We start from the raw sequence: 21,102 nt of genomic DNA, 5'->3' as shown, positions 1-21,102 counted from the left end.
CAGGAGAACGCCCATGCTCTCGCGTCGCACGGCCACCGCCCTCACCTCGGCGGCCGCCGCCGCACTGCTGCTCGGCGGCACCGCCCCGACCGCCTCCGCCACCGCCTCGGCGAACCCGACCACGCTCTCCGTCTTCGCCTTCAACGTCGACCTCGGCACCGCCGTCGTCGACAGCACCCAGAACGAGCAGGCCGCCCGGCGCACCCCGGTGATCGAGCAGATCGTCCGTCAGCACGACGCCGACGTGGTCATCCTGGACGAGCAGTTCAACAACAGCTCGACCGCCGACATCAACAGCAAGCTGGCCGACCTCTACCCGTACCGCACCCCGGTGGTCGGCGAGACCTGCTCCGGCGGCGGCTGGACCGACATCAGCGGCAACTGCTCCAACTCGTGGTTCGTCATCAACGGCGGCACGATGATCCTCTCCAAGTACCCGATCACCGCCCAGTACGCCCACGTCTTCAGCAACTCCACCTACGGCACCTGGGACTACCACGCCAACAAGGGCGCGGCGCTGGTGCAGGTGAACAAGGGCGGCAACACCTCCTGGGTGGTCGGCACCCACCTGCAGGCCGACGAGTCGGACGTCTCCACCGACACCACCCAGTCCACCCGGCTCGGCCAGCTCGCCGAGATCCGCGCCTGGGTCGACGGGATCGTCGGCAACAGCGCGCCGGTGCTGATCGGCGGCGACCTCAACGTCGAGTACTTCCACGGCCAGAGCCGCGGCGACTACACCAACGCCCGGAACGCGGTGAACGGCGTGCTCGGCACCCCGGCCACCGACCCGGGCCAGGACCGCACCACCATGGACTGCCCGGTCTCGTCCTGGTGCCAGTACATGGCGGGCGTCGAGACCTTCCCCACGGATTACCGGGACGACCTCGACTACATCGGTTACCTCAACGCCCCGGGCCGCCCGGTGCCGGCCGGGATGTCCAGCGTGAAGGTCGACTTCGACCCGCAGGCCGGCTGGACCCCGGGCCGGCTGGACACCAACGCGCCCAGCGACCACTACCCGGTCGAGGCCACCTTCCAGCTGAACTGACCCACCGCATCACGGCGTTGACATCACGGCTTTGACGTCACGACAGGCGGCTCGGAGCCGGGCAGCCGCAGGAGCGCCGCACCACCAGCCTGGCCGGGAAGGTCCGGGCCCCGGCGGCGCGGCGCTCCGGCCCGCCGAGGACCAGCTCCAGCGCGGCCCGGGCCATCTCGTCCTGCGCGGTGGTGACGGTGGTCAGCGCCGGTCCGGCGATCACCGCCTCGGCGATGTCGTCGAAGCCGGCCACCGCGAGGTCCTCCGGCACCCGGATACCGAGGTCGTCGGCGGCTCGCAGCAGGCCTATCGCCTGGTCGTCCGTCGCGCAGAACACGGCGGACGGCCGGTCGGGCCGGCTCAGCAGGGTGAGCGCCTCGGCGTGCGCCCGGACCCGGTCGAAGGGCGCCTGGGTGAGCAGGCCCTCGGGGGACAGTCCGACCTCGGTCAGCGCCGTGGCCCAGCCGGCCGTCCGTCCGGTGACCGGGTCGAGCGGGCTGAGCGCCAGGGTGCCACCGAAGCAGTGCACCTCGGTGTGGCCGTGGGCCAGCAGGTGGCGGACCACCTCGCGGGCGCCGCCCTCGTCGTCCGCGACCACGGCCACGCCGTCGGAGCTCTCCGCCCGGTGGTGCAGCAGTACGACCGGGGTGCCGTCGGCCGAGTCGAAGCCGGTCAGCCCGGGGGTGGCCGGGTCCTGGGTGACCAGGATCAGCCCGTCCACCTGCATCCCGAGGAAGGCGCGGATGTAGTGCGCCTCGCGCTCGTCGGCGTAGTCGGAGTTGCCGATCAGCAGCAGCCGGCCGTGCTCGGTCGCGGCCTGCTCGACGGCGTGGGCGAGCCCGGCGAAGAAGGGCTGGCGGGCGTCCGGCACGACCATCCCGAGCAGGTTGGTCCGCCGCCGCGCCATCGCCTGGGCGACCCGGTTGGGGCGGTAGCCGAGCTCCTCGACCGCCGCGAGCACCCGGGCCCGGGTGGCCGGTGCCACCGGCCGCGGCCCGTCGTTGATCACATAACTCACGACCGCCGTGGACGTCCCCGCCACCCGCGCCACATCGTCCCGTGTCACCCTCGCCATGACCATTGAGCCTACACAGCACCTCCGACCAGCGGGTTTCCCGAGCCCCGAGCGGGCCCCGATCGGCCCGCCGAGCTTGCGGAACCGCGCAGTACCGGGGCAACCTGGCGGCGGTCGCGGCGCTGCGCGAGACCAGCATCGTCATCGCCGCGCTGATCGCCACCGCTGATCGCCACCGTGGGTTCCGGGAGCGCCTCGGGCGGCTGCGGCTGACCGCCGCGCTCACCGTCCTGGGTGGCCGTCCTGGAGCTCGCCCGCCCCTGAGCCTCGGAGCGCTACCCGGCTTCAGGCATGATCACGGTCAGCGAGGTCGCCTGCAGCTGGAAGCCCAGCGACTCGTAGACGCGGCGGGCCGGGTTGCCCTCGGACACCACCAGGTGCACATCGGCCAGCCCGCGGTCGGCGGCGTCCGCGACGGCGCGGCGCAGCAGGTCGGCGCCGAGGCCGCGGTAGCCGCGATCGGGGTGGCGGAAGACCTCGGCGACCCACGGCAGGCCGTCGCGGTCGGTCAGGGTGGCCCCGGCGACCACCCGGTCCTCGGCGTCCACCGCCAGCACGCTGGAGGGCAGCACCGGGCCGATGGCCTTTCCGGCGAGCAGCGGGCCGATCCGCTCGGCGATCGCCCGGGCGTCGTCGCCGGGGAAGTGGTCCACGTGGTCGGGGTGGAAGGCGGCCCGCCAGGCCTCCAGCAGTTCCTCCGGGGCGCGGTCGCAGGGCACCGCCCGCAGGCCCTCGCGCAGCGGGGTCCCGGCCCAGTCGGCGGGCGGGGGATCGGCCCGCAGGTCGCGCCGGAAGGTGTGGGCGTGCCGCAGGGGCGCCGCACCCAGCTCCAGCAGCCGCTGCCCGAGCTCGGGGGCGCCGGAGACCACCCACCCGGGCAGCTCGGTGCGGATGAACTCCGCCGCGTCCACCGAGTCGTCCAGGACCTCCAGCAGGTCGGCCCAGGGCCGGCCCTCCCGCTCGCCCGGCTGGTAGCGCACCACCGGTACGCCCTCGCCGTTCCGCCTGACCACCCAGTCCGCTTCGGGCATGGCCCACCCCACTTCACGAGATCGTTCGTCGGCGGCCCATGCTCACCAGAACTGGAGCGTCGCGACAACAGGTTTTCGACCAGCGGTTTTGTCGGCGGCCGGTTCAGGCCACCACCGCCGCGCGGACGCAGAGCACGTCCGGCAGGTGGGAGAGCAGTAGCGACCAGTTCTCGCCCTCGTCCCGGCTGCCGTACACGTCGCCGGTGCGGTTGCCGAAGTAGATCCCGGCCGGTTCGGCGTCGTCGGTGCGCAGGGCGTCGCGCAGCACGATGCCGTAGTGGTCCTCGCCGGGCAGGCCGTTGGCGAGCTGCTGCCAGCTGGTGCCGCCGTCGGTGGTGCGGAAGACCCGGCAGCGGCGGCCGGGCGGGATCCGGTCGTCCGAGCCGCCGAGCGGGAAGAGGTAGGCGGTGTCGCCCCGGCGCGGGTGGGTGGCGACGGCGAAGCCGAACTCGGCGGGCAGCCCGTCCACGACGGAGCGCCAACTGCCGCCCCAGTCGTCGCTGCGGTAGACCCCGCCGTGGTTCTGCAGGTAGAGCCGGTCCGGGTGGGCCGGGTCCCGGGCGATCTTGTGGACGCACTGGCCGAACTCGGGGTACTGGCTGCCCGGTGGGAAGAACTCGGCGCGCAGGCCGGTGTTGGAGGGTTCCCAGCTGCCGCCGCCGTCCTTGCTGCGGTAGACGCCGCCGCTGGAGACGGCGACCAGCAGCCGCTGCGGGTCGCGCGGGTCGGTCAGGATGGTGTGCAGGCCCTGGCCGCCGTAGCCGGCGCCCCAGGCTCTGCGCTGGGGGTGGTTCCACAGCGACTCGACCAGGGTGAAGGTATCGCCGCCGTCGGTGGAGCGGAACAGCGCGGCGGGCTCGGTGCCGGCGTACACGACCCCGGGGGACTCCGGTCCGGCGGGCTGGAGCTGCCAGACCCGGATGAGCGAGACGCCGGTGGACTCGGGGAAGCGGATCGCCGGTCGCGGCGGCTCGTACCAACTGGCGCCGAGGTCGTCGGAGCGCCAGACCGAGGGCCCCCAGTGACTGCTGTCGGCGCCGGCCAGCAGTCTGGTGCGGCCCTCGCGGCGGTCGATCGAGACGGAGTAGATCGCGTTCATCCGGAAGTGCGGCCCGCTGAACTCCCAGTCCAGCCGGTCGCGGCTGCGGCCGAGAAAGAGGCCCTTCTCGGTTCCGACGGCCAACAGCACTTCGGTCATGCCTCACACCACCTGGTCACCCGAACGGCCCCCGGGACGCCCTCCCCGCCTGCCAGTGTCCCGCCGTCCACCGAAGGTCACATCTCGCCGCGCCGCTCGCCCGGACCGCACAGCTACCCGCGGCAGCCCTCCAGCAGCCGCAGCCACACCTCGCTGATCGTCGGGTACGCCGGGACGGCGTGCCAGAGCCGGTCGATCGGCACCTCGCCGACCACCGCGACGGTGGCCGAGTGCAGCAGCTCGGCGACGGCGGGCCCGACCAGGCAGGCGCCGACGATCACCTCTCGATCCAGGTCGTAGACCACCCGGGCCCGGCCGCGGTAGCCGTCGGCGTACAGCGAGGCCCCGGCGACGGAGCCGATCTCGTGGTCCACGGCCCTCACCCGCAGCCCGAGTTCCTCGGCCGCCGCCAGGGTCAGGCCGACGGCGGCGACCTCCGGTTGCGTGAACACGACCTGCGGCGCGCCCGCCAGGTCAGCGGACGCGGAGTGCGCGCCCCAGCGCGAGGTGTCCAGCGAGCGCCCCTCGGCGCGGGCGGCGATCGCCGCGCCGGTGATCCGGGCCTGGTACTTGCCCTGGTGGGTGAGCAACGCCCGGTGGTTGACGTCCCCGGCGGCGTAGAGCCACTCGCCGTCCACCCCGAGCACCGTGCAGCTGTCGTCCACCTCCAGCCAGCCGCCCGGCCGCAGCCCGACCTGTTCCAGCCCGATGTCGGCGGTGCGCGGGGCCCGGCCGGTCGCGTAGAGCACCTCGTCGACGGTCAGCTGCTGGCCGCCGGAGAGCGTCAGCACGGCGGGCTCGGTGGCCCCGGCCCGCTCCAGCGCGGTGACCACGGCGGCGAAGCGCAGGTCCACCCCCGCCTCCCGCAGCCCCTCGGCGACCAGCTCGCCGGCGAAGGGCTCCATCCGCGACAGCAACGCTTCGCCGCGCACCAGCATGACGACCTCGGCGCCGAGCGCTCGCCAGGCGGTGGCCATCTCGACCCCGACCACCCCGCCGCCGACCACGGCCAGCCGCCCGGGGACGGTCGGCGAGCCGGTCGCCTCCCGGTTGGTCCACGGGTGCGCCTCCGCCAGCCCGGGCACCCCGGCGGGCAGCACCGGGCGGCTGCCGGTGCACACGGCGACGGCGTGCCGGGCGGTGAGCACCCGCTCGCTGCCGTCCTCCTCCTCGACCGTGACGGTCCGTACCCCCGCCAGCCGGCCGTGGCCGCGGACCAGCTCGATACCGGTGTCCCGCAGCCACTGCACCTGGCCGTCGTCCTTCCAGTTGGAGGTGAAGGAGTCCCGCCGGGCCAGCACCGCGGCCGCGTCCAGCCGCCCGTCGCCCACCGCCTCCCGGGCGCCGCCCACCGAGCGGGCGTCGGTCAGCGCGGCCGCCGGGCGCAGCAGCGCCTTGCTCGGCATGCAGGCCCAGTACGAGCACTCGCCGCCGACGAGTTCGGCCTCCACGATCACCGTGCGCAGCCCGGCGGCGACCGTCCGGTCCGCCACGTTCTCGCCGGTCGGGCCCGCGCCCAGGACGATGACGTCGTACTCCTCGGCGGTGCTGCTGGTCATGTCCCGTCCTCCGTGGTCTCGATGGCCACCCGGCCCCCGGGGCGGGGGCTGCGGCTGCCCGTGCTCCCGTACGCCCACCTGTACCCGGGCGTGGCGTGGGCCCATCCTGCGACGTGGACGGGCCTTCGCGCGGGCGAACACGCGGACGGGGTCAGATTGCCGCGAGCTCCGCCAGCAGCGCGGCCGTGTCGGCCGGGCGGGAGAACATCGGCCAGTGCCCGGTGGGCAGTTCGCGCAGTTCCCAGTTCGGCCCGTCCATCCCGACGAACCACGGGTGGCCGGCCGCGATCATCGCCCGCACCTGGTCGATCGGGAAGGAGCAGGACACCAGCGCCTGCGGCAGCGCCGCCCCGGCGCCGGTCAGTCGCAGCCGGTCCCGGAACGTCCCGGCCGGCTGCGGGGTGACCCGCGCGCCGACCCGGGCCAGGGTGGCCTCGTCCAGCCCCTCGATGCTGGCGCCGTGGGCGGCGATGACATCCCAGGGCGGCATCGGCAGGCGGCCGTCGACCACCGTGGCCTCGACGGTCTCGCGGTAGTCGGGCTGCCAGAGGTCGTACAGCGAACCGCCGTCGATCATCGGGCCGCTGTCCAGGTAGACCACCCGGCGGATCCGCTCCGGCATCCGGTCCGCGACCCCGCCCACCGGGGCGCAGGCGCCACTGTGCGCGACCAGCACGACGTCCCACAGGTCCTCGCGCACCAGCAGCTCGGCCAGGTCGGCGATGTGGTCCTCCAGCCCGAAGTCGCCCTGCTCGCCGGCCCGTTCGGCCATCCCGGGCAGGCTCACCGGGTGGACTTCGTGCCCGGCCGCGCGCAGCGGCGCGGCGACCTCGTCCCAGGCCCAGGCGCCGAGCCAGAACCCGGGGACCAGTACGAACGTGCTCATGGTGGATCGCTCCTTCGTCGGTGGGGCCTCCGTCACCGCCGACTCTAGGATCGAATCCGGACAGATCCCGCCCGGAGGTCAGGGCAAGGAAGGAGCGCCCCGGTGGAACACCCGGTCAGCCGTGTGCTCGCCCTGCTGGAGCCGCTCCAGGACCGCCCTGGACGGCGTCGCGGTGCTGCTGGCCGGCCTGGGCTGGCCGTTCACCGTCCGCGAGCCCGCCGAGCTGCGGGCGGAGGTCCGGGCGCTCGCGGCCCGGCTCGACGCCTGGGGCGAGGAGGGCGGGCAGGAGGAGGGCGGGTGCGAGGAGGGCGGGCAGGCGGGCCGGCAGCAGGAGGGCGGGCAGCCGGCATGACGAGGGCCCGGGGAGACGCCCACCGCTCCCCGGGCCCTCAGGCGGTCCGGGTCAGGCCTGGCCGCCGGCCGCCTGCTCCTCCGCCACCTTGCGCTTCACCTCGGCCATGTCCAGCTTGCGGGCCTGGCCGATCAGGTCCTCGAACACCGCCTCCGGCAGTGCGCCGGGCTGCGAGAAGACGAGCACGCCCTCACGGATGATCGCCAGCGTCGGGATCGACTGGATGCCGAAGGCGGCGGCCAGCTCCTGCTGGGCCTCGGTGTCGACCTTGGTGAAGACCAGGTCCGGGTGGCGCTCGGCGGCCTTCTCGTACACCGGGGCGAACTGGCGGCACGGCCCGCACCACGCGGCCCAGAAGTCGATGAAGACGAAGTCCTTGCCCTCCGGGCCCGGGACGATCTCGTCGAAGTTCTCCTTGGTCAGCTCGACCGTGTTGCTCATCTCGCGAATCCTTCCCTTCCGAAGGTGGCGGTACGGACCATCTGCCGCACACAACGGTGATGCCCGCCGGGGTATTCCGAGGCCCTTCCGGATCGAGCACGGGCCACCACCGACCGTACAGAAGGGTGTCCGGTCCGTTCGCTGACCGATGCCGACCGCTCTCGCCCGGGAGGTACGGTGCGCGACACCGTCCACTTCGAGGTGCGGGTCCGGAACGCCGGCGTCCTGCTGGCCAGGACCGGGGGGTCCACCAGTTCCGTCGTGCCCTTGTCCACGGCGGGCGAACCCCCTATTGAACGCATTCAAACGAGAGCTTCGACGCCGACTCCGCGCCGCCGACTTGAACGCGTTCAACTCGCCCTCTCTCCGGCTGCTCTGGTGTTCACGCTGGGTGCGGCGCACTCTGGAGGAGTAACCGATGGAGGTGATCCGCCATGCAGACTCTGGTCGGTTGGCACATCGAGATGGAGTTCCGCGAGGAGGGCCCGCGCACGACCGCCGCCGCCCTGCTCCGGCTCAGCGACGGGACCGAACTGCGCGCCCACGGGCACAGCAGCCGCCACCCCTCGGACCCGGAACAGCTGCGGGTCGGGGAGGAGATCGCGGGCGCCCGTGCGCTCAACGACCTCGCCTCACAGCTACTCACCAAGGCCCACGGCGAGATCCAGGAGGTCAGCCCGGTCCCGACCCACCCGCTGGCGTGACTACCCCGCACCCGGGCGGAGACCAGGCCGGACGGGAACTGCACCGCCCGCGCATCCCGCTGATCTGCCCGCGCTGCGGGCACGAGCAGCGGGTCGTCCCCGGCGGCCCCGAGCGGACGGTCAAGGTCGTGCACGTGGGGACCGGCCGGGAGGCCTGCGAGCCGGGGGACCTGGCCCGGGCGCCGGACGACGGGCCCTGACCCGAGCGGCCGTCAGTTGACGCAGTACGTCGCCGGCGGCCGCCACTCCGGTCCGACCAGCCGCTGCTCCAACTCGTTCAGCGTGATCCGGATCCCGACCGTCCCCGCCAGCCCCACCCGGAACCGGCTGCGGGCCAGCGCGATCAGCGCCGTCAGGCCGTACTTGTTGATCAGGGAGGTGCGGTAGCTCGCCGTCGTCTCGGGGTCGCAGAGTCGTGCGCGGGCCGGGATCCGGCGGCCGGTGGGGCGCCCGTGGGCGTCGCAGGGGCCGATGAGCACCCGGGGGTGGCGCCGGATCCGTTCGGCCTCGCCGGAGTGGGCGGGGGTCCAGACACCGAGCGCCGTGCCGTCGGACACCACCCAGAGCTGGGAGTCGACCCGGCTTCCGTCGTCGCCGAAGGTGGTCAGCAGGAGGTACCTGCTGTCGGCGAGCTGGTCGGTTCGGTCGTGCACGATGTCCTCCCTCTGGCGTGGGGGCGGGTCGGTGCCCGTGGCCCTCGGTGATCCCGCGGTACTCCTCGGCGGTGGGCCCGGGTATCCGCGCGTGCTCGCCGTGGAACCCGCGGGACAGCCTCGCGCGGGTGCGGGTGAGCGCACCCGCCGGGTGGGTCACTCCATTCTCGTCCACCGCGGGCGGCGGTTCGAGGGGGCGGGGCTGCTCGTGCGCGGTCAGCCGGTGCAGTTCGGCGGGCGCGAGCCCGGCGTGCACCTCGGCGAACTCGCCGTGCGGCAGGCGCTTGCTCACGCCGGTCTCCCGCCCGTGCAGCACCTTGTCCCGGTCCCGTCGCCGCAGGCCGAGGCACCAGCGCTTGGTGATCACGAACACGGTCCCCGTTTCACGCTGGGGGTCACCATAATCGGGGAGTGATCCCCTATTTCCACCCCGGGGGTGGGCAACGGTGCCCGGAAACGGCGAGCGGCCCGCCCGGTGCCGTGGAGGACACCGGACGGGCCGCGTACGCACCCGCATTGCCCGGGACGGGCAAGTACCCCGGGGGGTCAGTGCACCAGCACCGGCACCTCGTCGCTCTTCGCGGCGTCCGCGCCCGCCCCGGCGCCCGCACCCGCCGCGCCGGGCCGGCCGGCGTTGACGAAGGTGAAGGCGACCGCGGCGGCCGCCACCAGGATCCCGAAGGACACCCAGATCGCGGTCGAGAAGCCGTGCACCATGCCCCCGAACTGCAGGGCCTTGGCGGCCGCCGGCGAGGTGGCCGCGGCGGCGGTGGGGTGCGAGGCCAGCCAGCTGCTGGTGGCGCTGGCTGCGATGGTGTTCAGCAGCGCGGTGCCGATGGCGCCGCCGACCTGCTGCGAGGTGTTGACCATGGCGGAGGCCACACCCGCGTCACGCGGCTGGACGCCGTGCGTGGCGAGGCTCATGGCCGGCATGAAGGCGGTGCCCATGCCGAGGCCCATCAGGATCAGGCCGGGCAGGATCAGCGCCGGGTACGAGGTGTCCAGGCCGATGTGGGTCAGCAGGAACATGCCGACCGAGGCGGTCAGGAAGCCGGGCGCCATCAGGTAGCGCGCCGGGACCCGGGTCATCAGCCGGGCGCCGATCTGGGTCGAGCCGGTGATCATGCCCGCCACCATGGGCAGGAAGGCGACGCCGGTCAGCACCGGGCTGTAGCCGAGCACGATCTGCAGGTAGTAGGTCAGGAAGAGGAACAGACCGAACATGCCGATCACGGCCATGCCCAGCGACAGGTACACCCCGCCGCGGTTGCGGTCGAGCACCACGCGCAGCGGCAGCAGCGGGGCCTTGACCCCGCGCTCCACCAGGACGAAGGCGGTCAGCAGCACGGCGGCCGCGGCGAACAGCGCCAGGGTGCTGCCAGCCGTCCAACCGCTGGACTCGGCGCGGGTGAAGCCGTAGACCAGCGAGACCAGGCCGGTGGTCACCAGCAGCACGCCGGGGATGTCCAGCTTGTTGCGGTTGCGGCCCTCGGCGGGCTCGCGGATCACCATGACGGCGCCGGCGGCGGCCACGATGGCGAACGGGATGTTGACGAAGAAGGTCCAGCGCCAGTTCATGTACTCGGTCAGCAGGCCGCCGAGGATCAGACCGATGGCGCCACCGCCACCGGCGATCGCGCCGTAGATGCCGAAGGCCTTGGCGCGCTCCTTGGCCTCGGTGAAGGTCACCGCGAGCAGCGACAGCGCGGCCGGTGCGAGCAGCGCGCCGAACACGCCCTGCAGGGCGCGGGCGCCGAGCAGCATCGCGGTGTTGGCCGCGGCGCCGCCGAGTGCGGAGGCGAGGGCGAAGCCGGTCAGGCCGACCACGAAGGTCCGCTTGCGGCCCCAGAGGTCCGCGATCCGGCCGCCGAACAGCAGCAGGCCGCCGAAGGCCAGCGCGTAGGCGGTGATCACCCACTGGCGGTTGCCGTCGGTGATGCCCAGGTCCTTCTGGGCGGAGGGCAGGGCGATGTTCACGATGGTCGCGTCGAGGACGACCATCAGCTGGGCGAGGCCGATGAAGATCAGCGCCTTCCAGCGCCGGGGATCGGGCAGCGTCGCCGGGCGGGCGTCGGTTTCAGGCATGGGGGTACTCACTTCACGGTGCGTGGCGTGCGAGAACGGTCAACTGCCGTACGGAACGGCAGGTTGCCGCACGGGCTCAGATGCGGGTGCGGGCGCGCGAAGGCGTCCGGGCGGCGCCGGCCAGCGGCGCGACGGCAGGGTGCTGGTGGGTCGGATCAGTGGTGTCAGTCCAGGTGGTGGGTCAGTCCTGGGGGCGGAAGTCCTCGAAGGTCGCGGGGCGGCCGGGCAGGACCGAACGGGCCGGCGCGCGCAGGCCGTCCAGGAACAGCTGCAGGTGCCGGTGGACGAACTCGTCGAGCAGCCCGCAGGAGGTGCCCGGCAGCGGCCGGGTCAGCTGGCTCATCGCGATGAACAGGTCCCCGTGGTCCACGTCGGACCGTAGTTCGCCCGCGGCCCGGGCGCGCTCCATCAGTCCGCTCACGGCGGTCCGCAGGCGCTCCCGGATCTCGGTCAGCTCAGGGTCGTAGGGGTCGATGGTGCTGGTGAAGACGGCGCAGAGCCCGCCGACCTTCTCCGCCACGGTCGCGTGCGCGAACCGCTGCAGAGCGTCGAACGGACCGCCGCCCTCGCCCGCATCCGCCTCGGCCGCCGCCGTCTCGGCGAGGGCCAGGATGCGGTTCTTGACGAGCAGTGCCACCTCGCGGATCAGTGCCGCCCGGTCCGGGAAGTTCCGGTACAGCGTGGCATTGCCGACCCCCGCCCGCTTCGCGATCTCGTCCAGCGGCGCATCGGCCCCGTGTTCGACGAACGCGTCCCGGGCCGCCAGCACGATCCGCTCCCGGTTCCGGCTCGCGTCCGCGCGCAGCTTATGCGCGCGCACACTCCCCGCGGTACGGGCCGACTCGGCGGCGACGGTGGTCATGGCGACTGCTCCTCCAGGATACCGGGGAAGTTCTCCCCGCTTAGGTCAACGTAATCGGAAACGGGGAATCTGTCCCCACAATTTCCCGATCCGATGTGACCTGTGTCACGGCACCCCTCGGGCCTGCGCCGAGACCGGCATTCCCGTCTACCTGCTGATCGACCCGGGACTCCGCCGAGGTCGTCGTGCACAGCCGTCCCGACGGCGTCCGCCATGAGACCGTCCAGACCCTTTCCTTCGGCAAGACCGTCCACCTCCCCGACCCGGCTGGCATGTCCCTGGACGCCGAGGCACTCGAGAACCGGGTGCGCCGAGCCCGGCCGTGCCTTCTCGGGGCCGGGGCCGGCTCGCCCCCCACCCGCCCCGTTCCGGGCCGCCACGGCTTCGCCGCGACCCCGACGCGCTGTGGTCGCTCAGCCCTTCGGGCTGATCACCGCGAACCGGGCACCCTCGCGGTCCTGCAGCCGGGCCACCCGCCCGTACGGGGAGTCGAAGGCCGGGCCGACCGCCGAGCCGCCCAGCTCCAGGGCCCGGGCCAGCGCCCGGTCGGTGTCCGGGACGGCGAAGGAGACCTCCCAGTGCGGCGGTGTGCCCGCCGGGCCGCCCGCCTGCTCCCTGGCCAGCGCCGCGACGCTGTGCCCCTCGGCGCGCAGCACCACCCGGTCGTGCTCCCAACGGACCTCGAAGCGCTCCGGGTCGCGGCCGTCCCAGCGGAACACCTCGCCGTAGAACAGCGCCGCCGCGAACGGGTCCGGGGTGCGCAGCTCGATCCAGACCGGTGCGCCCGGCAGGTCGAGCTTCCGGGCGTGGCCCAGTGGGCCCTCCCAGATGCCGAACACCGCCCCGGCCGGGTCGGCCGCGAAGGCCACCCGCCCGGCGTCGAAGGCCAGCGGGCCGACCGCCAGGGTCGCGCCGCGCTCGCGCACCGCGTCGGCGGCGGCGTCGGCGCTCTCCGTCCCGAAGTAGCTGGTCCAAGCCAGCGGCACGGCTCCTAGACCGGCGAGCCCCAGCCCGGCCACCGCCTCCCCGCCGGTCACCGCGTGGACGTACGGGCCGAAGCGCTCCGGCCCGGGCTCGAAGTCCCAGCCGAGCAGCGGACCGTAGAACTCCTTGGCGCTCTCCACGTCCCGGGCCGTCAGGCTCACCCAGCACGGAACGGCCGCCACGCAGCGCACCACGGCGGTCGTCTCACCGCTGCCCATCGCGAACCTCCTCGCCCACCCGGCCGCCGGGCCCATCCCGACTCCCACGGCCCACCGGCCGCCCGGGACGCCCACAGCCTAGGCCGACGGGGGTACGACCCCGGTGCAGGCACGGCCGGGGTGGGCGCACTCAGTTCCTGATCGGCCCGCGGTCCGGGGCGGGCGGCTCCGCGGGTGGCCGGCGGCCTCCTCAGGCCTCGGCCCGCTCCGCCCGCAGCCGCTCGCCCAGCTCCGCCCGGGCCGCGGCGGGCAGGGCCTTGCGGGCGGCCGGGAAGACCAGCTCCTCCTCGTCGGTCAGGTGCCGCCGGAGGGTGTCGGCGAGGCCGCTCAGCAGGGTGTCGAAGGCCGGGTCGGCCGGGCCGAGTCCCTGCAGGTCGGAGAGGTACTGCCCGATCGCGAGGTGGTCGTGGATGCTGCTGAACACCAGCGCTCCGCCGTCGGGTACGTCGTGCTGGACGACCGGGAAGAGGTGCTCCTCCTCGGCGGAGCAGTGGGTGAACAGCAGGTCGGTCAGCCGGGCCACCAGCTCGCCGCGCTCGGCGGAGCCGGCCGCCGAGGCCTCGACCCGGTCGAGCAGCTCGGTGACCGCGTTGTGGTCGGCGGTGAACTCGCCGAGGATGTCCGGCCTGCGGCTCATGGCGCGCCCGCCTCTCGTACGGGATCCAGGAGGTGCCCCCCCGCACTCTCCAGTATCCGGCGCGCCTGCCCCAACCCGCTTCACCCTCCGTCGCGCCGCCCGGTGAGGGCCAGCAGCCGGGCCTGCGCGCTCGCGTCCTCGGTGACGGGCAGCGGTGGGTCGAACAGCCCGCTGCCGGAGAGGTCCCCGTAGCCGCTGATCTCGCCGAGCGCGAAGTCCACCAGCTCCGCCGGGAGCCGGGCGCGGGTCCCGATGCCCTCGGCGAGGTCCCAGGTGTGCACCACCAGGTCGGTGGTGAGCTGGTCCAGGTAGTACTGCCCGGAGACGTCCGCGAAGGACAGGCGGACGGTGAGCTCGGCGGCGCCGGGGACGGCGAAGGCCTCCCGGGCGGCCTCGGCGGCGGTCGTCCAGGCGGCGACCGGGTTCGGGCCGAGCACGTCGCCGTCGAAGCCGGCTGCCGACCTCGGCGATGGTGGCGCCCATCAGCAGCTCCGGCCCCCAGAGCTGCTCGCCGGTGAGGTGGGACCAGGTCACGGACCGGCCAGTCGGCGCACGCGGTGGGGGAGTCCCACTGGCCGGGCGTGACCAGCCGGACCCGCTCGTCGAAGGCGGCCAGCGCCTCGGGGTAGGGCGCGCCGGGCTGGGCAGCCCGTCGGTGTTGCCTGCGTTGAGCCATGTCTTCGCCCTGCTCCTGTCCGGGCGGGGCCCGCGACTCGCTCACGGGCCGTCAGTTGTTCAAATTCGAACTCCAAGGTACGGTCGAGGAGCGGTCGGTTCAAATTTGAACAACTGGCGCGGTTCGCCACGATCCGCCCGGCCGCACCACCACACCCCGACGACCGACCCCGATCGATGGAGACGCGCATGCCGAGCAGCAGCCCGAGCACGACCGCCGCCACCCCCGCGGCCCGCCCCGTCCGGGAGGGCTCCGGGTCCGCGACCACCTCCCCGCACGCCTACGACGCCGGCCTCCTGCTGCTGCGCCTGGTCCTCGGCCTCACCATGGCCGCGCACGGCAGTCAGAAGCTGTTCGGCTGGTTCGGCGGCGGCGGCATCGACGGCACCGGTCAGTTCTTCACCGTGAGCGGCTACCCGGCGGGCAACGCCATGGCCGTGGTCGCCGGCCTCACCGAGGTGCTGGGCGGAGTGGGCCTGGCCGTCGGCCTGTTGACCCCGCTGGCGGGCGCCGCGATCGTCGGCACGATGGTCAACGCGATCGCCGTCACCTGGGGCGGCGGCTTCTTCGCCCCGAAGGGCGACGAGTACGAGCTGCTGCTGACGGCCGGTGCCGCCGCCCTCGCGCTGACCGGCCCGGGCCGCTACGCGGTGGACCGCTTCCTGCCGGTGCTGCGGGCGCACCGGCTGGCCCACGGCGCGGTCGCCGTGCTGGTCGGCCTGGCCACCGCCGGGGTGATCCTGCTGCTCCGCAAGTAGCCCAACTCGCCTGTCCGGTGGCCGTGGTGGCTGATCGTCATCACGGCCACCGCGCGTTTCCCGCGCAAACCGCGCACAATCCGGAGGCTTCCCAGGGGCATGTGATGTGTGCCATGGTACATGTCACACCCCCCGCCGTGTCCACGACAGCACCGCCCCACGCGGCGCCGTCGCCAACGGTCCTCGCCCCCCACCGGCCGCGCCCCAAGCCGCGGCCGACGACGGTCCGGAGGCCTCCACGTGAGTCCCGTACGTGTGTTGCGACTAACGCAGCTGGCACGACTGTTAACGCTCGCCCTGACCCTGGCCCTGGCGATCGGCCTGTTCGCCCCGAGCGGCCACGCCACCCCTGCCACCGCCCGCGCCGGCGCCGCGCCCGCCCCCACCGGCCCGGCCCCCCAGCCGGCCACCGGCACGCCCGAACGCGCCGACGGCGAAGGGCGGTTCGCCTCCGCCGACCGGCGCGCCCCGCTCCCGCTGGACACCCGTCCGGCCGAGGCCCGCCCGTCCGTGAAGGCGCCCAGCCTGGCCGCCCAGTCGGCCTGCAACGTCGGCGACTTCACCAGCCGGACCGGCAGCGCGCTGGTCCAGCAGATCAGCTCCGTCGACACCCAGTGCATCAACCAGCTGTTCCAGCTCACCGGCACCGACGCCAACGGCGCGTTCCGCGAGGAGCAGATGACCACCGTGGCGTACGCGCTGCGCGACGCCTCGGCCGGCTACCCGGGCGACGACAGCACCGCCGTCGGGCAGTTGGTGCTCTACCTGCGTGCCGGCTACTTCGTCCAGTGGTACCACTCGGGCGACGTCGGCACCTACGGCACCACCCTGCAGACCGCGATCCGCGCCGCGTTGGACGCCTTCTTCGCCAGTGCCCACTCGCGTGACGTCAGCTCGGCCAACGCGGCCATCCTGGGCGAGGCCGTCACCCTGATCGACAGCGCCCAGGAGAACATCCGCTACCTGTGGGTGGTCAAGCAGTTGTTGAACGACTACGTCAGCGCCACCTGGAACCCGGCCGGCATGGCATGGGCGGTGAACCCGGCGTTCACCGTACTGTTCCGCGGCCACCAGCTGACCGGCTTCGAGGCGGCCGTCGAGGCCGACCCGAGCGTGCTGGACGCGCTGTCCGGCTTCGTGGCCCGCAACGAGGACCAAGTCGGCGGCGACTACGGCGTGTTGGAGTACAACTCCACCAAGGAGCTGGGTCGCTTCCTGCAGTACCCCGGGCTCCAGGCCAAGGTCCGTCCGCTCGCCCAGGCGCTGGCCGCGCAGGCCGCGCCGAGCGGCCGCATGGTCTACCAGTGGGCCGCGGTGGCCGAGTCGGTCGGCTACTACGACGCCGCCAACTGCTCGTACTACGGCACCTGCAACGCCTCGGACCAGCTCAAGTCGGGTGTGCTGAAGGTGGACTACACCTGCAGCCCGAGCATCAGGCTGATCGCGCAGGCGCTGGACAGCACCCAGCTCACCACCGCGTGCACCAGCCTGACCGGCCAGGACGCGTACTTCCACTCTGTGGTCCGGGACAACGGCCCGGTCAAGGACGACCACAACAACACCATCGAGGTCGTGGTCTTCCACTCCTCCTTCGACTACCAGGTGCTCGCCGCCGCCATCTACGGCATCGACACCAACAACGGCGGCATGTACCTGGAGGGCGACCCGGCCGCCGTCGGCAACCAGCCGCGCTTCCTCTGCTACGAGGCCGAGTGGGCCCGCCCGGCGTTCCAGATCTGGAACCTCAACCACGAGTACACCCACTACCTGGACGGCCGCTTCGACATGTACGGCGACTTCAACGCCGGGATGTCCACCCCGACCGTCTGGTGGGTCGAGGGCTTCGCCGAGTACGTCTCCTACTCGTACCGCCAGGTCACCAACGACGGCGCCGTCGCCGCGGCCGCCCGGCACACCTACAAGCTGAGCGACCTCTTCGACACCGTCTACGGCGACCAGGAGCGGGTCTACCGCTGGGGCTACCTCGCCGTCCGCTACATGCTGGAGCAGCACCGCGCCGACGTGGACGCCGTGCTCGCCAAGTACCGGGTGGGGGACTGGAACGGTGCCCGCACCCTGCTCAAGACCACCCTCGGCACCAGCTACGACGCCGACTTCGACAGCTGGCTGACCGCCTGCGCGAACGGCGCCTGCGCCGCCACCCCGACCGTCCCGCAGGTGCCCGAGTGCACCGCCGCCGACACCCGCCAACTGGGCGCGAACTGCGGCCGCAGCAACGTCGCCGCCACCACCGGCAACTACGCCCACTTCTACCTCCTGGTGCCGGCCGGCACTCAGCAGGTGAAGATCACCACCAGCGGTGGGACGGGCGACGCCGACCTCTACTACAACCCCGGCAGCTGGGCGTACACCAACGCCTACGCGGCACGCTCGGCGGGCCCGGGCAACTCCGAGACGCTGACCGTCACCAACCCGCCAGCCGGGTACGTCTACTTCAGCCTCTACGCCCAGCAGGGCTTCAGCGGGGTGAACGTCACGAGCCAGTTCTGATCGGCCCGGCGAACCGCCCCGGCACCCCGCCGGGGCGGTTCCGTGCGCCCGGGGCCGGCTGTGCTCCGGCGGTCACTCGCCGATCCGCACCAGCGCCAGGGTGATGTTGTCCGGCCCGCCCTCCTCGATCGCCGCCTTCCACAGCTCGAACGCGGCCCTCCCGTCGGCCTGCTCCGACCCCTCGTACTGCCGGGCGAGCAGCTCGGCCAGCTCCCCCTCGGGCACCGGGTCGGTCAGCCCGTCGCTGCACACCAGGTAGCGGTCGCCGGTGGCCAGCGGCGCGGCCCGCACATGCGGCTCGACGAAGGTGAGCCCGAGCGAGCCGCCCAGGGTCTGGGTGACCACCGAGGTGGTGCGCCGGCCGGGCGGCAGCGGCGGGCTGTCGTCCACGCTGACCCGGTGCAGCCCGTCCCCGGTGATCCGGTAGACCCGGCTGTCGCCGACGTTGAAGGCCACCGCCTGCTCGGGCAGCAGCACCAGCCCGGCGACCGTGGTGCCCATCGCGGCCAGCTCCGGCGCCCCGGCCGCGGCCGCGTACACCGCCCGGTTGCACTTCTGCAGCTCCTCCCGGACGGCCTCCTCGCCGTCCAGTCCGCCCCCGGCGACGGCCAGCCGGCGGGCGACCAGGGCGCTGGCCACCTCGCCGCCGGGGTGGCCGCCCAGGCCGTCGGCCACCGCGACCACGCAGGGCGGGCCGAGCGGGAAGAGCAGGGTCTGCGGGTTGGTGGTCACGGTGGCGCAGAGCGTCCACGGCCCGACCGTGAGGCTGTCCTCGTTGCGCTCCCGCACCAGGCCCTCGTGGCTCAGTGCGCTCACCGCGATGTACGGCGCCATCGTTCGCCGCCTTCCGGAGACCTCCTCCCATTGTCGGTGCCCCGCCTTCCGTTGTCGGCCGGAACGGCGGGAGCGCCGGGGCGGCGGGGAATAGCGAGCCACATCCGGATGCTAAGATGGTTGAAAGTTGAACGATCTGGAACCATCTGGAGTGTGGTGAGCAGCATGCAGTTCGGAATCTTCACCGTCGGCGACGTCACCCCCGATCCGACCACCGGCCGCACCCCGAGCGAGCACGAGCGGATCAAGGCGATGACGGCCATCGCGCGCAAGGCCGAGGAGGTCGGCCTGGACGTCTTCGCGACCGGCGAGCACCACAACCCGCCGTTCGTCCCGTCCTCGCCGACGACCATGCTCGGCTACATCGCCGCGCAGACCGACCGCATCATCCTCTCCACCTCGACCACGCTGATCACCACCAACGACCCGGTGAAGATCGCCGAGGACTTCGCGATGCTCCAGCACCTCGCCGAGGGCCGGGTGGACGTGATGACGGGCCGCGGCAACACCGGCCCGGTCTACCCCTGGTTCGGCAAGGACATCCGGCAGGGCATCCCGCTCGCGGTCGAGAACTACGCGCTGCTGCACCAGCTGTGGCGCGAGGAGGTCGTGGACTGGCAGGGCCGCTTCCGCACCCCGCTGCAGGGCTTCACCTCCACCCCGCGCCCGCTGGACGACGTCCCGCCGTTCGTCTGGCACGGCTCGATCCGCAGCCCGGAGATCGCCGAGCAGGCCGCCTACTACGGGGACGGCTTCTTCGCGAACAACATCTTCTGGCCCAAGGAGCACTTCCGGAAGCTGGTCAACCTCTACCGCGAGCGTTACGCCCACTACGGCCACGGCACGCCCGAGCAGGCGATCGTCGGTCTCGGTGGGCAGGTGTTCATGCGCAGGAACTCCCAGGACGCGGTGCGCGAGTTCCGTCCGTACTTCGACAACGCGCCGGTGTACGGGCACGGGCCGTCGCTGGAGGAGTTCACCGAGCAGACCCCGCTGACCGTGGGCAGCCCGCAGGAGGTCATCGAGAAGACGCTGACCTTCCGCGAGACCTTCGGCGACTACCAGCGCCAGCTGTTCCTGATGGACCACGCCGGCCTGCCGCTGAAGACCGTGCTGGAGCAGCTGGACCTGCTCGGCGAGGAGGTCGTGCCGGTGCTGCGCGAGGAGTTCGCCAAGGGCCGCCCGGCCGGGGTGCCGGACGGGCCGACCCACACCGCGCTGGTCGCGGCCCGCGACAGGAAGGCCCGCGAGGAGAAGGGCGACGAGGAGAAGGCGGAGGTGGCCAAGTGACCGTGTTCAAGCTGGCGGTGGTGAGCGCCGGGCTGGGCAAGCCGTCCTCGACGCGCCTGCTGGCGGACCGGCTCGCCGAGTCGACCGTGCGTCAACTCGCCATGGCAGGCCGGGAGGTGGAGGTCGCCGTGGTCGAACTGCGGGACCTCGCCGTGGACATCGCCAACAACTTCGTCACCGGCTTCCCGGCCGCCGCGCTGCGCGAGGCGATCGACACGGTGACGGAGGCGGACGCGGTGATCGCGGTGACGCCGATCTTCACCGCCTCCTACAGCGGCCTGTTCAAGTCCTTCTTCGACGTGGTCGACCAGGACGCGCTGACCGGCAAGCCGGTGCTGATCGCCGCCACCGGCGGGACGCCCCGGCACTCGCTCGCCCTGGAGCACGCCGTCCGGCCGCTGTTCAGCTACCTGCGCGCGGTCGTGCTGCCGACCGCCGTGTACGCGGCCACCGAGGACTGGGGCGCGGCGGGCGACGCGCTCACCGACGGCCTGCCGGGCCGGATCGACCGCGCGGCGGGCGAGCTGACGGCCCTGCTGGCCGGCCGCGGCCCGGCGGCGCAGTACCAACGGCTGAGGGACTCGCTGCCCGAGCAGGTGGTGCCCTTCGCCGAGCAGCTGGCGGCGCTGCGGGGCTAGCCTGGACCGCACCAGGGGCGGACCACCCCAACGGCCCTGTCGGAGCACCCTCCGGCAGGGCCGTTCGGCTGTGTGTCGACCATGCCGAACTGTCCGCTATGCGATGTAATCATTGGCATGATCAGATTGGCGCTGATCCATCACGTTCTGCGCACACCGCTGCGGGGGTGCCCGTCGTGAGTCGGTTGCGTGAGGCGGACGACTGCTGCACCTGCGGGCCGCCCGGATGGACCCTTCAGGAGTCGTTGACGTTCCGCGTCCCACACGGGAGAGGCGGCCGTGGCCCTCGGCGGACCGGTGGCGACGCCCGCGGACGGCCCCCGGGCCCCGGCCGCCGGAAAGGGTACTGAGTTCCTTTACCAGGGGTACTGAGTGCCGTAAGCTCTCGGTGGAGCCTCTGACGCCAGTCGAAGAGAGCCGACACGGCATGCCGGTCCAGGTGGCGCTTGCGGCGCGTGGGTCGCGGCCGGGCCGGACTTGGCACTCAGTACCCTCGGCATGACCTGAGGCCATGGATCCAGTGCACCCGTGCACCCGTGACAGGAGATACCGCTCATGAGCTTGAGGATCGTCGTCTGTGTGAAGTACGTGCCGGACGCGACGGGTGACCGTCGTTTCGCGGACGACCACACCACCGACCGGGAGGGCGTGGACGGCCTCCTGTCGGA

Annotated in this window: 21 protein-coding genes and 2 pseudogenes; 9 read left to right on the top strand and 14 right to left on the bottom strand. The window is 73.0% G+C overall.

Features of this window, described 5'->3' with window-relative positions; all coding sequences use genetic code 11:
- The first annotated feature begins 13 nt into the window (after positions 1-13).
- Positions 14-1,051, top strand: a complete 1,038-nt coding sequence (locus ACWC9T_RS27020; RefSeq protein ID WP_449823649.1) for a sphingomyelin phosphodiesterase — start codon at positions 14-16, stop codon at positions 1,049-1,051.
- A gap of 37 nt (positions 1,052-1,088) precedes the next feature.
- Here ACWC9T_RS27020 and ACWC9T_RS27015 read toward each other — a convergent pair whose 3' ends face one another.
- From ACWC9T_RS27015 to ACWC9T_RS26995, 5 genes are all read right to left on the bottom strand, one after another.
- Positions 1,089-2,117, bottom strand: coding sequence for a LacI family DNA-binding transcriptional regulator (locus ACWC9T_RS27015; RefSeq protein ID WP_449823648.1), 1,029 nt, complete (start codon positions 2,115-2,117; stop codon positions 1,089-1,091).
- Positions 2,118-2,392: 275 nt separating this feature from the next.
- Positions 2,393-3,148, bottom strand: coding sequence for a GNAT family N-acetyltransferase (locus tag ACWC9T_RS27010; protein WP_449823647.1), 756 nt, complete (start codon positions 3,146-3,148; stop codon positions 2,393-2,395).
- A gap of 103 nt (positions 3,149-3,251) precedes the next feature.
- Complete coding sequence (locus ACWC9T_RS27005) at positions 3,252-4,346, bottom strand: WD40/YVTN/BNR-like repeat-containing protein (RefSeq protein ID WP_449823646.1); 1,095 nt, start codon at positions 4,344-4,346, stop codon at positions 3,252-3,254.
- A gap of 113 nt (positions 4,347-4,459) precedes the next feature.
- Positions 4,460-5,905, bottom strand: coding sequence for a dihydrolipoyl dehydrogenase family protein (locus ACWC9T_RS27000; protein WP_449823645.1), 1,446 nt, complete (start codon positions 5,903-5,905; stop codon positions 4,460-4,462).
- A gap of 151 nt (positions 5,906-6,056) precedes the next feature.
- Entirely contained in the window at positions 6,057-6,791 is a 735-nt protein-coding gene (locus ACWC9T_RS26995; RefSeq protein ID WP_449823644.1) for an alpha/beta fold hydrolase, read from the bottom strand.
- Between ACWC9T_RS26995 and ACWC9T_RS26990 the strand changes: the two genes are divergently transcribed.
- Positions 6,790-7,143 (top strand): hypothetical protein, encoded by a 354-nt coding sequence (locus ACWC9T_RS26990; protein WP_449823643.1) that lies wholly within the window; start codon positions 6,790-6,792, stop codon positions 7,141-7,143. The genes ACWC9T_RS26995 and ACWC9T_RS26990 overlap by 2 nt on opposite strands.
- Before the next feature lie 51 nt (positions 7,144-7,194).
- Here the strand turns inward: ACWC9T_RS26990 and ACWC9T_RS26985 are convergent, their stop codons facing one another.
- Entirely contained in the window at positions 7,195-7,584 is a 390-nt protein-coding gene (locus ACWC9T_RS26985; protein WP_449823642.1) for a thioredoxin family protein, read from the bottom strand.
- A gap of 434 nt (positions 7,585-8,018) precedes the next feature.
- Between ACWC9T_RS26985 and ACWC9T_RS26980 the strand changes: the two genes are divergently transcribed.
- Entirely contained in the window at positions 8,019-8,288 is a 270-nt protein-coding gene (locus ACWC9T_RS26980) for a DUF1876 domain-containing protein (protein ID WP_449823641.1), read from the top strand.
- Complete coding sequence (locus ACWC9T_RS26975; protein ID WP_449823640.1) at positions 8,285-8,488, top strand: hypothetical protein; 204 nt, start codon at positions 8,285-8,287, stop codon at positions 8,486-8,488. The genes ACWC9T_RS26980 and ACWC9T_RS26975 overlap by 4 nt, the downstream gene beginning before the upstream one ends.
- A gap of 12 nt (positions 8,489-8,500) precedes the next feature.
- Here ACWC9T_RS26975 and ACWC9T_RS26970 read toward each other — a convergent pair whose 3' ends face one another.
- From ACWC9T_RS26970 to ACWC9T_RS26940, 7 genes and pseudogenes are all read right to left on the bottom strand, one after another.
- Positions 8,501-8,941 (bottom strand): PPOX class F420-dependent oxidoreductase, encoded by a 441-nt coding sequence (locus ACWC9T_RS26970; protein ID WP_449823639.1) that lies wholly within the window; start codon positions 8,939-8,941, stop codon positions 8,501-8,503.
- 31 nt (positions 8,942-8,972) lie between these two features.
- Positions 8,973-9,311 (bottom strand): annotated as a pseudogene (locus ACWC9T_RS26965) (ubiquinol-cytochrome c reductase cytochrome b subunit); the annotation flags it as partial.
- Positions 9,312-9,487: 176 nt separating this feature from the next.
- Positions 9,488-11,026, bottom strand: coding sequence for an MFS transporter (locus tag ACWC9T_RS26960; protein WP_449823638.1), 1,539 nt, complete (start codon positions 11,024-11,026; stop codon positions 9,488-9,490).
- A gap of 181 nt (positions 11,027-11,207) precedes the next feature.
- Complete coding sequence (locus ACWC9T_RS26955; RefSeq protein WP_449823637.1) at positions 11,208-11,888, bottom strand: TetR/AcrR family transcriptional regulator; 681 nt, start codon at positions 11,886-11,888, stop codon at positions 11,208-11,210.
- Positions 11,889-12,301: 413 nt separating this feature from the next.
- Positions 12,302-13,090 (bottom strand): VOC family protein, encoded by a 789-nt coding sequence (locus ACWC9T_RS26950; RefSeq protein WP_449823636.1) that lies wholly within the window; start codon positions 13,088-13,090, stop codon positions 12,302-12,304.
- Between the two features lie 190 nt (positions 13,091-13,280).
- Positions 13,281-13,727 (bottom strand): hemerythrin domain-containing protein, encoded by a 447-nt coding sequence (locus ACWC9T_RS26945; RefSeq protein ID WP_449823635.1) that lies wholly within the window; start codon positions 13,725-13,727, stop codon positions 13,281-13,283.
- Between the two features lie 80 nt (positions 13,728-13,807).
- Positions 13,808-14,164 carry a TIGR03086 family metal-binding protein gene (locus tag ACWC9T_RS26940; RefSeq protein WP_449823634.1) on the bottom strand — a complete coding sequence of 119 codons (357 nt, stop codon included), beginning with the start codon at positions 14,162-14,164 and terminating at the stop codon, positions 13,808-13,810.
- Between the two features lie 427 nt (positions 14,165-14,591).
- Here ACWC9T_RS26940 and ACWC9T_RS26935 point away from each other — a divergent pair, with 427 nt between their 5' ends.
- On the top strand, positions 14,592-15,161 hold the full coding sequence (locus tag ACWC9T_RS26935; RefSeq protein WP_449823633.1) for a DoxX family protein: 570 nt from the start codon (positions 14,592-14,594) through the stop codon (positions 15,159-15,161).
- Between the two features lie 258 nt (positions 15,162-15,419).
- The gene (locus tag ACWC9T_RS26930; RefSeq protein ID WP_449823632.1) at positions 15,420-17,672 is read left to right on the top strand and encodes a M9 family metallopeptidase; all 2,253 of its coding nucleotides are present in this window, start codon (positions 15,420-15,422) and stop codon (positions 17,670-17,672) included.
- Positions 17,673-17,744: 72 nt separating this feature from the next.
- Here ACWC9T_RS26930 and ACWC9T_RS26925 read toward each other — a convergent pair whose 3' ends face one another.
- Complete coding sequence (locus ACWC9T_RS26925) at positions 17,745-18,506, bottom strand: PP2C family protein-serine/threonine phosphatase (protein ID WP_449823631.1); 762 nt, start codon at positions 18,504-18,506, stop codon at positions 17,745-17,747.
- A 165-nt stretch (positions 18,507-18,671) separates the two neighbouring features.
- On the opposite strand from ACWC9T_RS26925, the gene ACWC9T_RS26920 reads away from it, so the two are divergent.
- The 3 genes and pseudogenes from ACWC9T_RS26920 to ACWC9T_RS26910 all read left to right on the top strand — a co-directional run.
- Positions 18,672-19,796: an LLM class flavin-dependent oxidoreductase gene (locus tag ACWC9T_RS26920; RefSeq protein WP_449823630.1), complete on the top strand. Its 1,125-nt coding sequence runs from the start codon at positions 18,672-18,674 to the stop codon at positions 19,794-19,796.
- Entirely contained in the window at positions 19,793-20,434 is a 642-nt protein-coding gene (locus ACWC9T_RS26915; protein WP_449823629.1) for an FMN reductase, read from the top strand. The genes ACWC9T_RS26920 and ACWC9T_RS26915 overlap by 4 nt, the downstream gene beginning before the upstream one ends.
- Before the next feature lie 555 nt (positions 20,435-20,989).
- Positions 20,990-21,102, top strand: a pseudogene (locus ACWC9T_RS26910) (electron transfer flavoprotein subunit beta); the annotation flags it as partial.

It is taken from the genome of Kitasatospora sp. NPDC001159 (assembly GCF_053598235.1).
This window is presented reverse-complemented; position numbering and strand designations above follow the sequence as displayed.

What these genes read in the sequence shown, in the direction of transcription:
- ACWC9T_RS26925 (WP_449823631.1), bottom strand. Translation starts at nt 18,506, where the DNA reads ATGGCGCCGTACATCGCGGTGAGCGCACTGAGCCACGAGGGCCTGGTG.
- ACWC9T_RS26985 (WP_449823642.1), bottom strand. Translation starts at nt 7,584, where the DNA reads ATGAGCAACACGGTCGAGCTGACCAAGGAGAACTTCGACGAGATCGTC.
- ACWC9T_RS26990 (WP_449823643.1), top strand. Translation starts at nt 6,790, where the DNA reads ATGGTGGATCGCTCCTTCGTCGGTGGGGCCTCCGTCACCGCCGACTCT.
- ACWC9T_RS27010 (WP_449823647.1), bottom strand. Translation starts at nt 3,148, where the DNA reads ATGCCCGAAGCGGACTGGGTGGTCAGGCGGAACGGCGAGGGCGTACCG.
- ACWC9T_RS26980 (WP_449823641.1), top strand. Translation starts at nt 8,019, where the DNA reads ATGCAGACTCTGGTCGGTTGGCACATCGAGATGGAGTTCCGCGAGGAG.
- ACWC9T_RS26920 (WP_449823630.1), top strand. Translation starts at nt 18,672, where the DNA reads ATGCAGTTCGGAATCTTCACCGTCGGCGACGTCACCCCCGATCCGACC.
- ACWC9T_RS27005 (WP_449823646.1), bottom strand. Translation starts at nt 4,346, where the DNA reads ATGACCGAAGTGCTGTTGGCCGTCGGAACCGAGAAGGGCCTCTTTCTC.
- ACWC9T_RS27015 (WP_449823648.1), bottom strand. Translation starts at nt 2,117, where the DNA reads ATGGCGAGGGTGACACGGGACGATGTGGCGCGGGTGGCGGGGACGTCC.
- ACWC9T_RS26950 (WP_449823636.1), bottom strand. Translation starts at nt 13,090, where the DNA reads ATGGGCAGCGGTGAGACGACCGCCGTGGTGCGCTGCGTGGCGGCCGTT.
- ACWC9T_RS27020 (WP_449823649.1), top strand. Translation starts at nt 14, where the DNA reads ATGCTCTCGCGTCGCACGGCCACCGCCCTCACCTCGGCGGCCGCCGCC.
- ACWC9T_RS27000 (WP_449823645.1), bottom strand. Translation starts at nt 5,905, where the DNA reads ATGACCAGCAGCACCGCCGAGGAGTACGACGTCATCGTCCTGGGCGCG.
- ACWC9T_RS26960 (WP_449823638.1), bottom strand. Translation starts at nt 11,026, where the DNA reads ATGCCTGAAACCGACGCCCGCCCGGCGACGCTGCCCGATCCCCGGCGC.
- ACWC9T_RS26945 (WP_449823635.1), bottom strand. Translation starts at nt 13,727, where the DNA reads ATGAGCCGCAGGCCGGACATCCTCGGCGAGTTCACCGCCGACCACAAC.
- ACWC9T_RS26955 (WP_449823637.1), bottom strand. Translation starts at nt 11,888, where the DNA reads ATGACCACCGTCGCCGCCGAGTCGGCCCGTACCGCGGGGAGTGTGCGC.
- ACWC9T_RS26935 (WP_449823633.1), top strand. Translation starts at nt 14,592, where the DNA reads ATGCCGAGCAGCAGCCCGAGCACGACCGCCGCCACCCCCGCGGCCCGC.
- ACWC9T_RS26995 (WP_449823644.1), bottom strand. Translation starts at nt 6,791, where the DNA reads ATGAGCACGTTCGTACTGGTCCCCGGGTTCTGGCTCGGCGCCTGGGCC.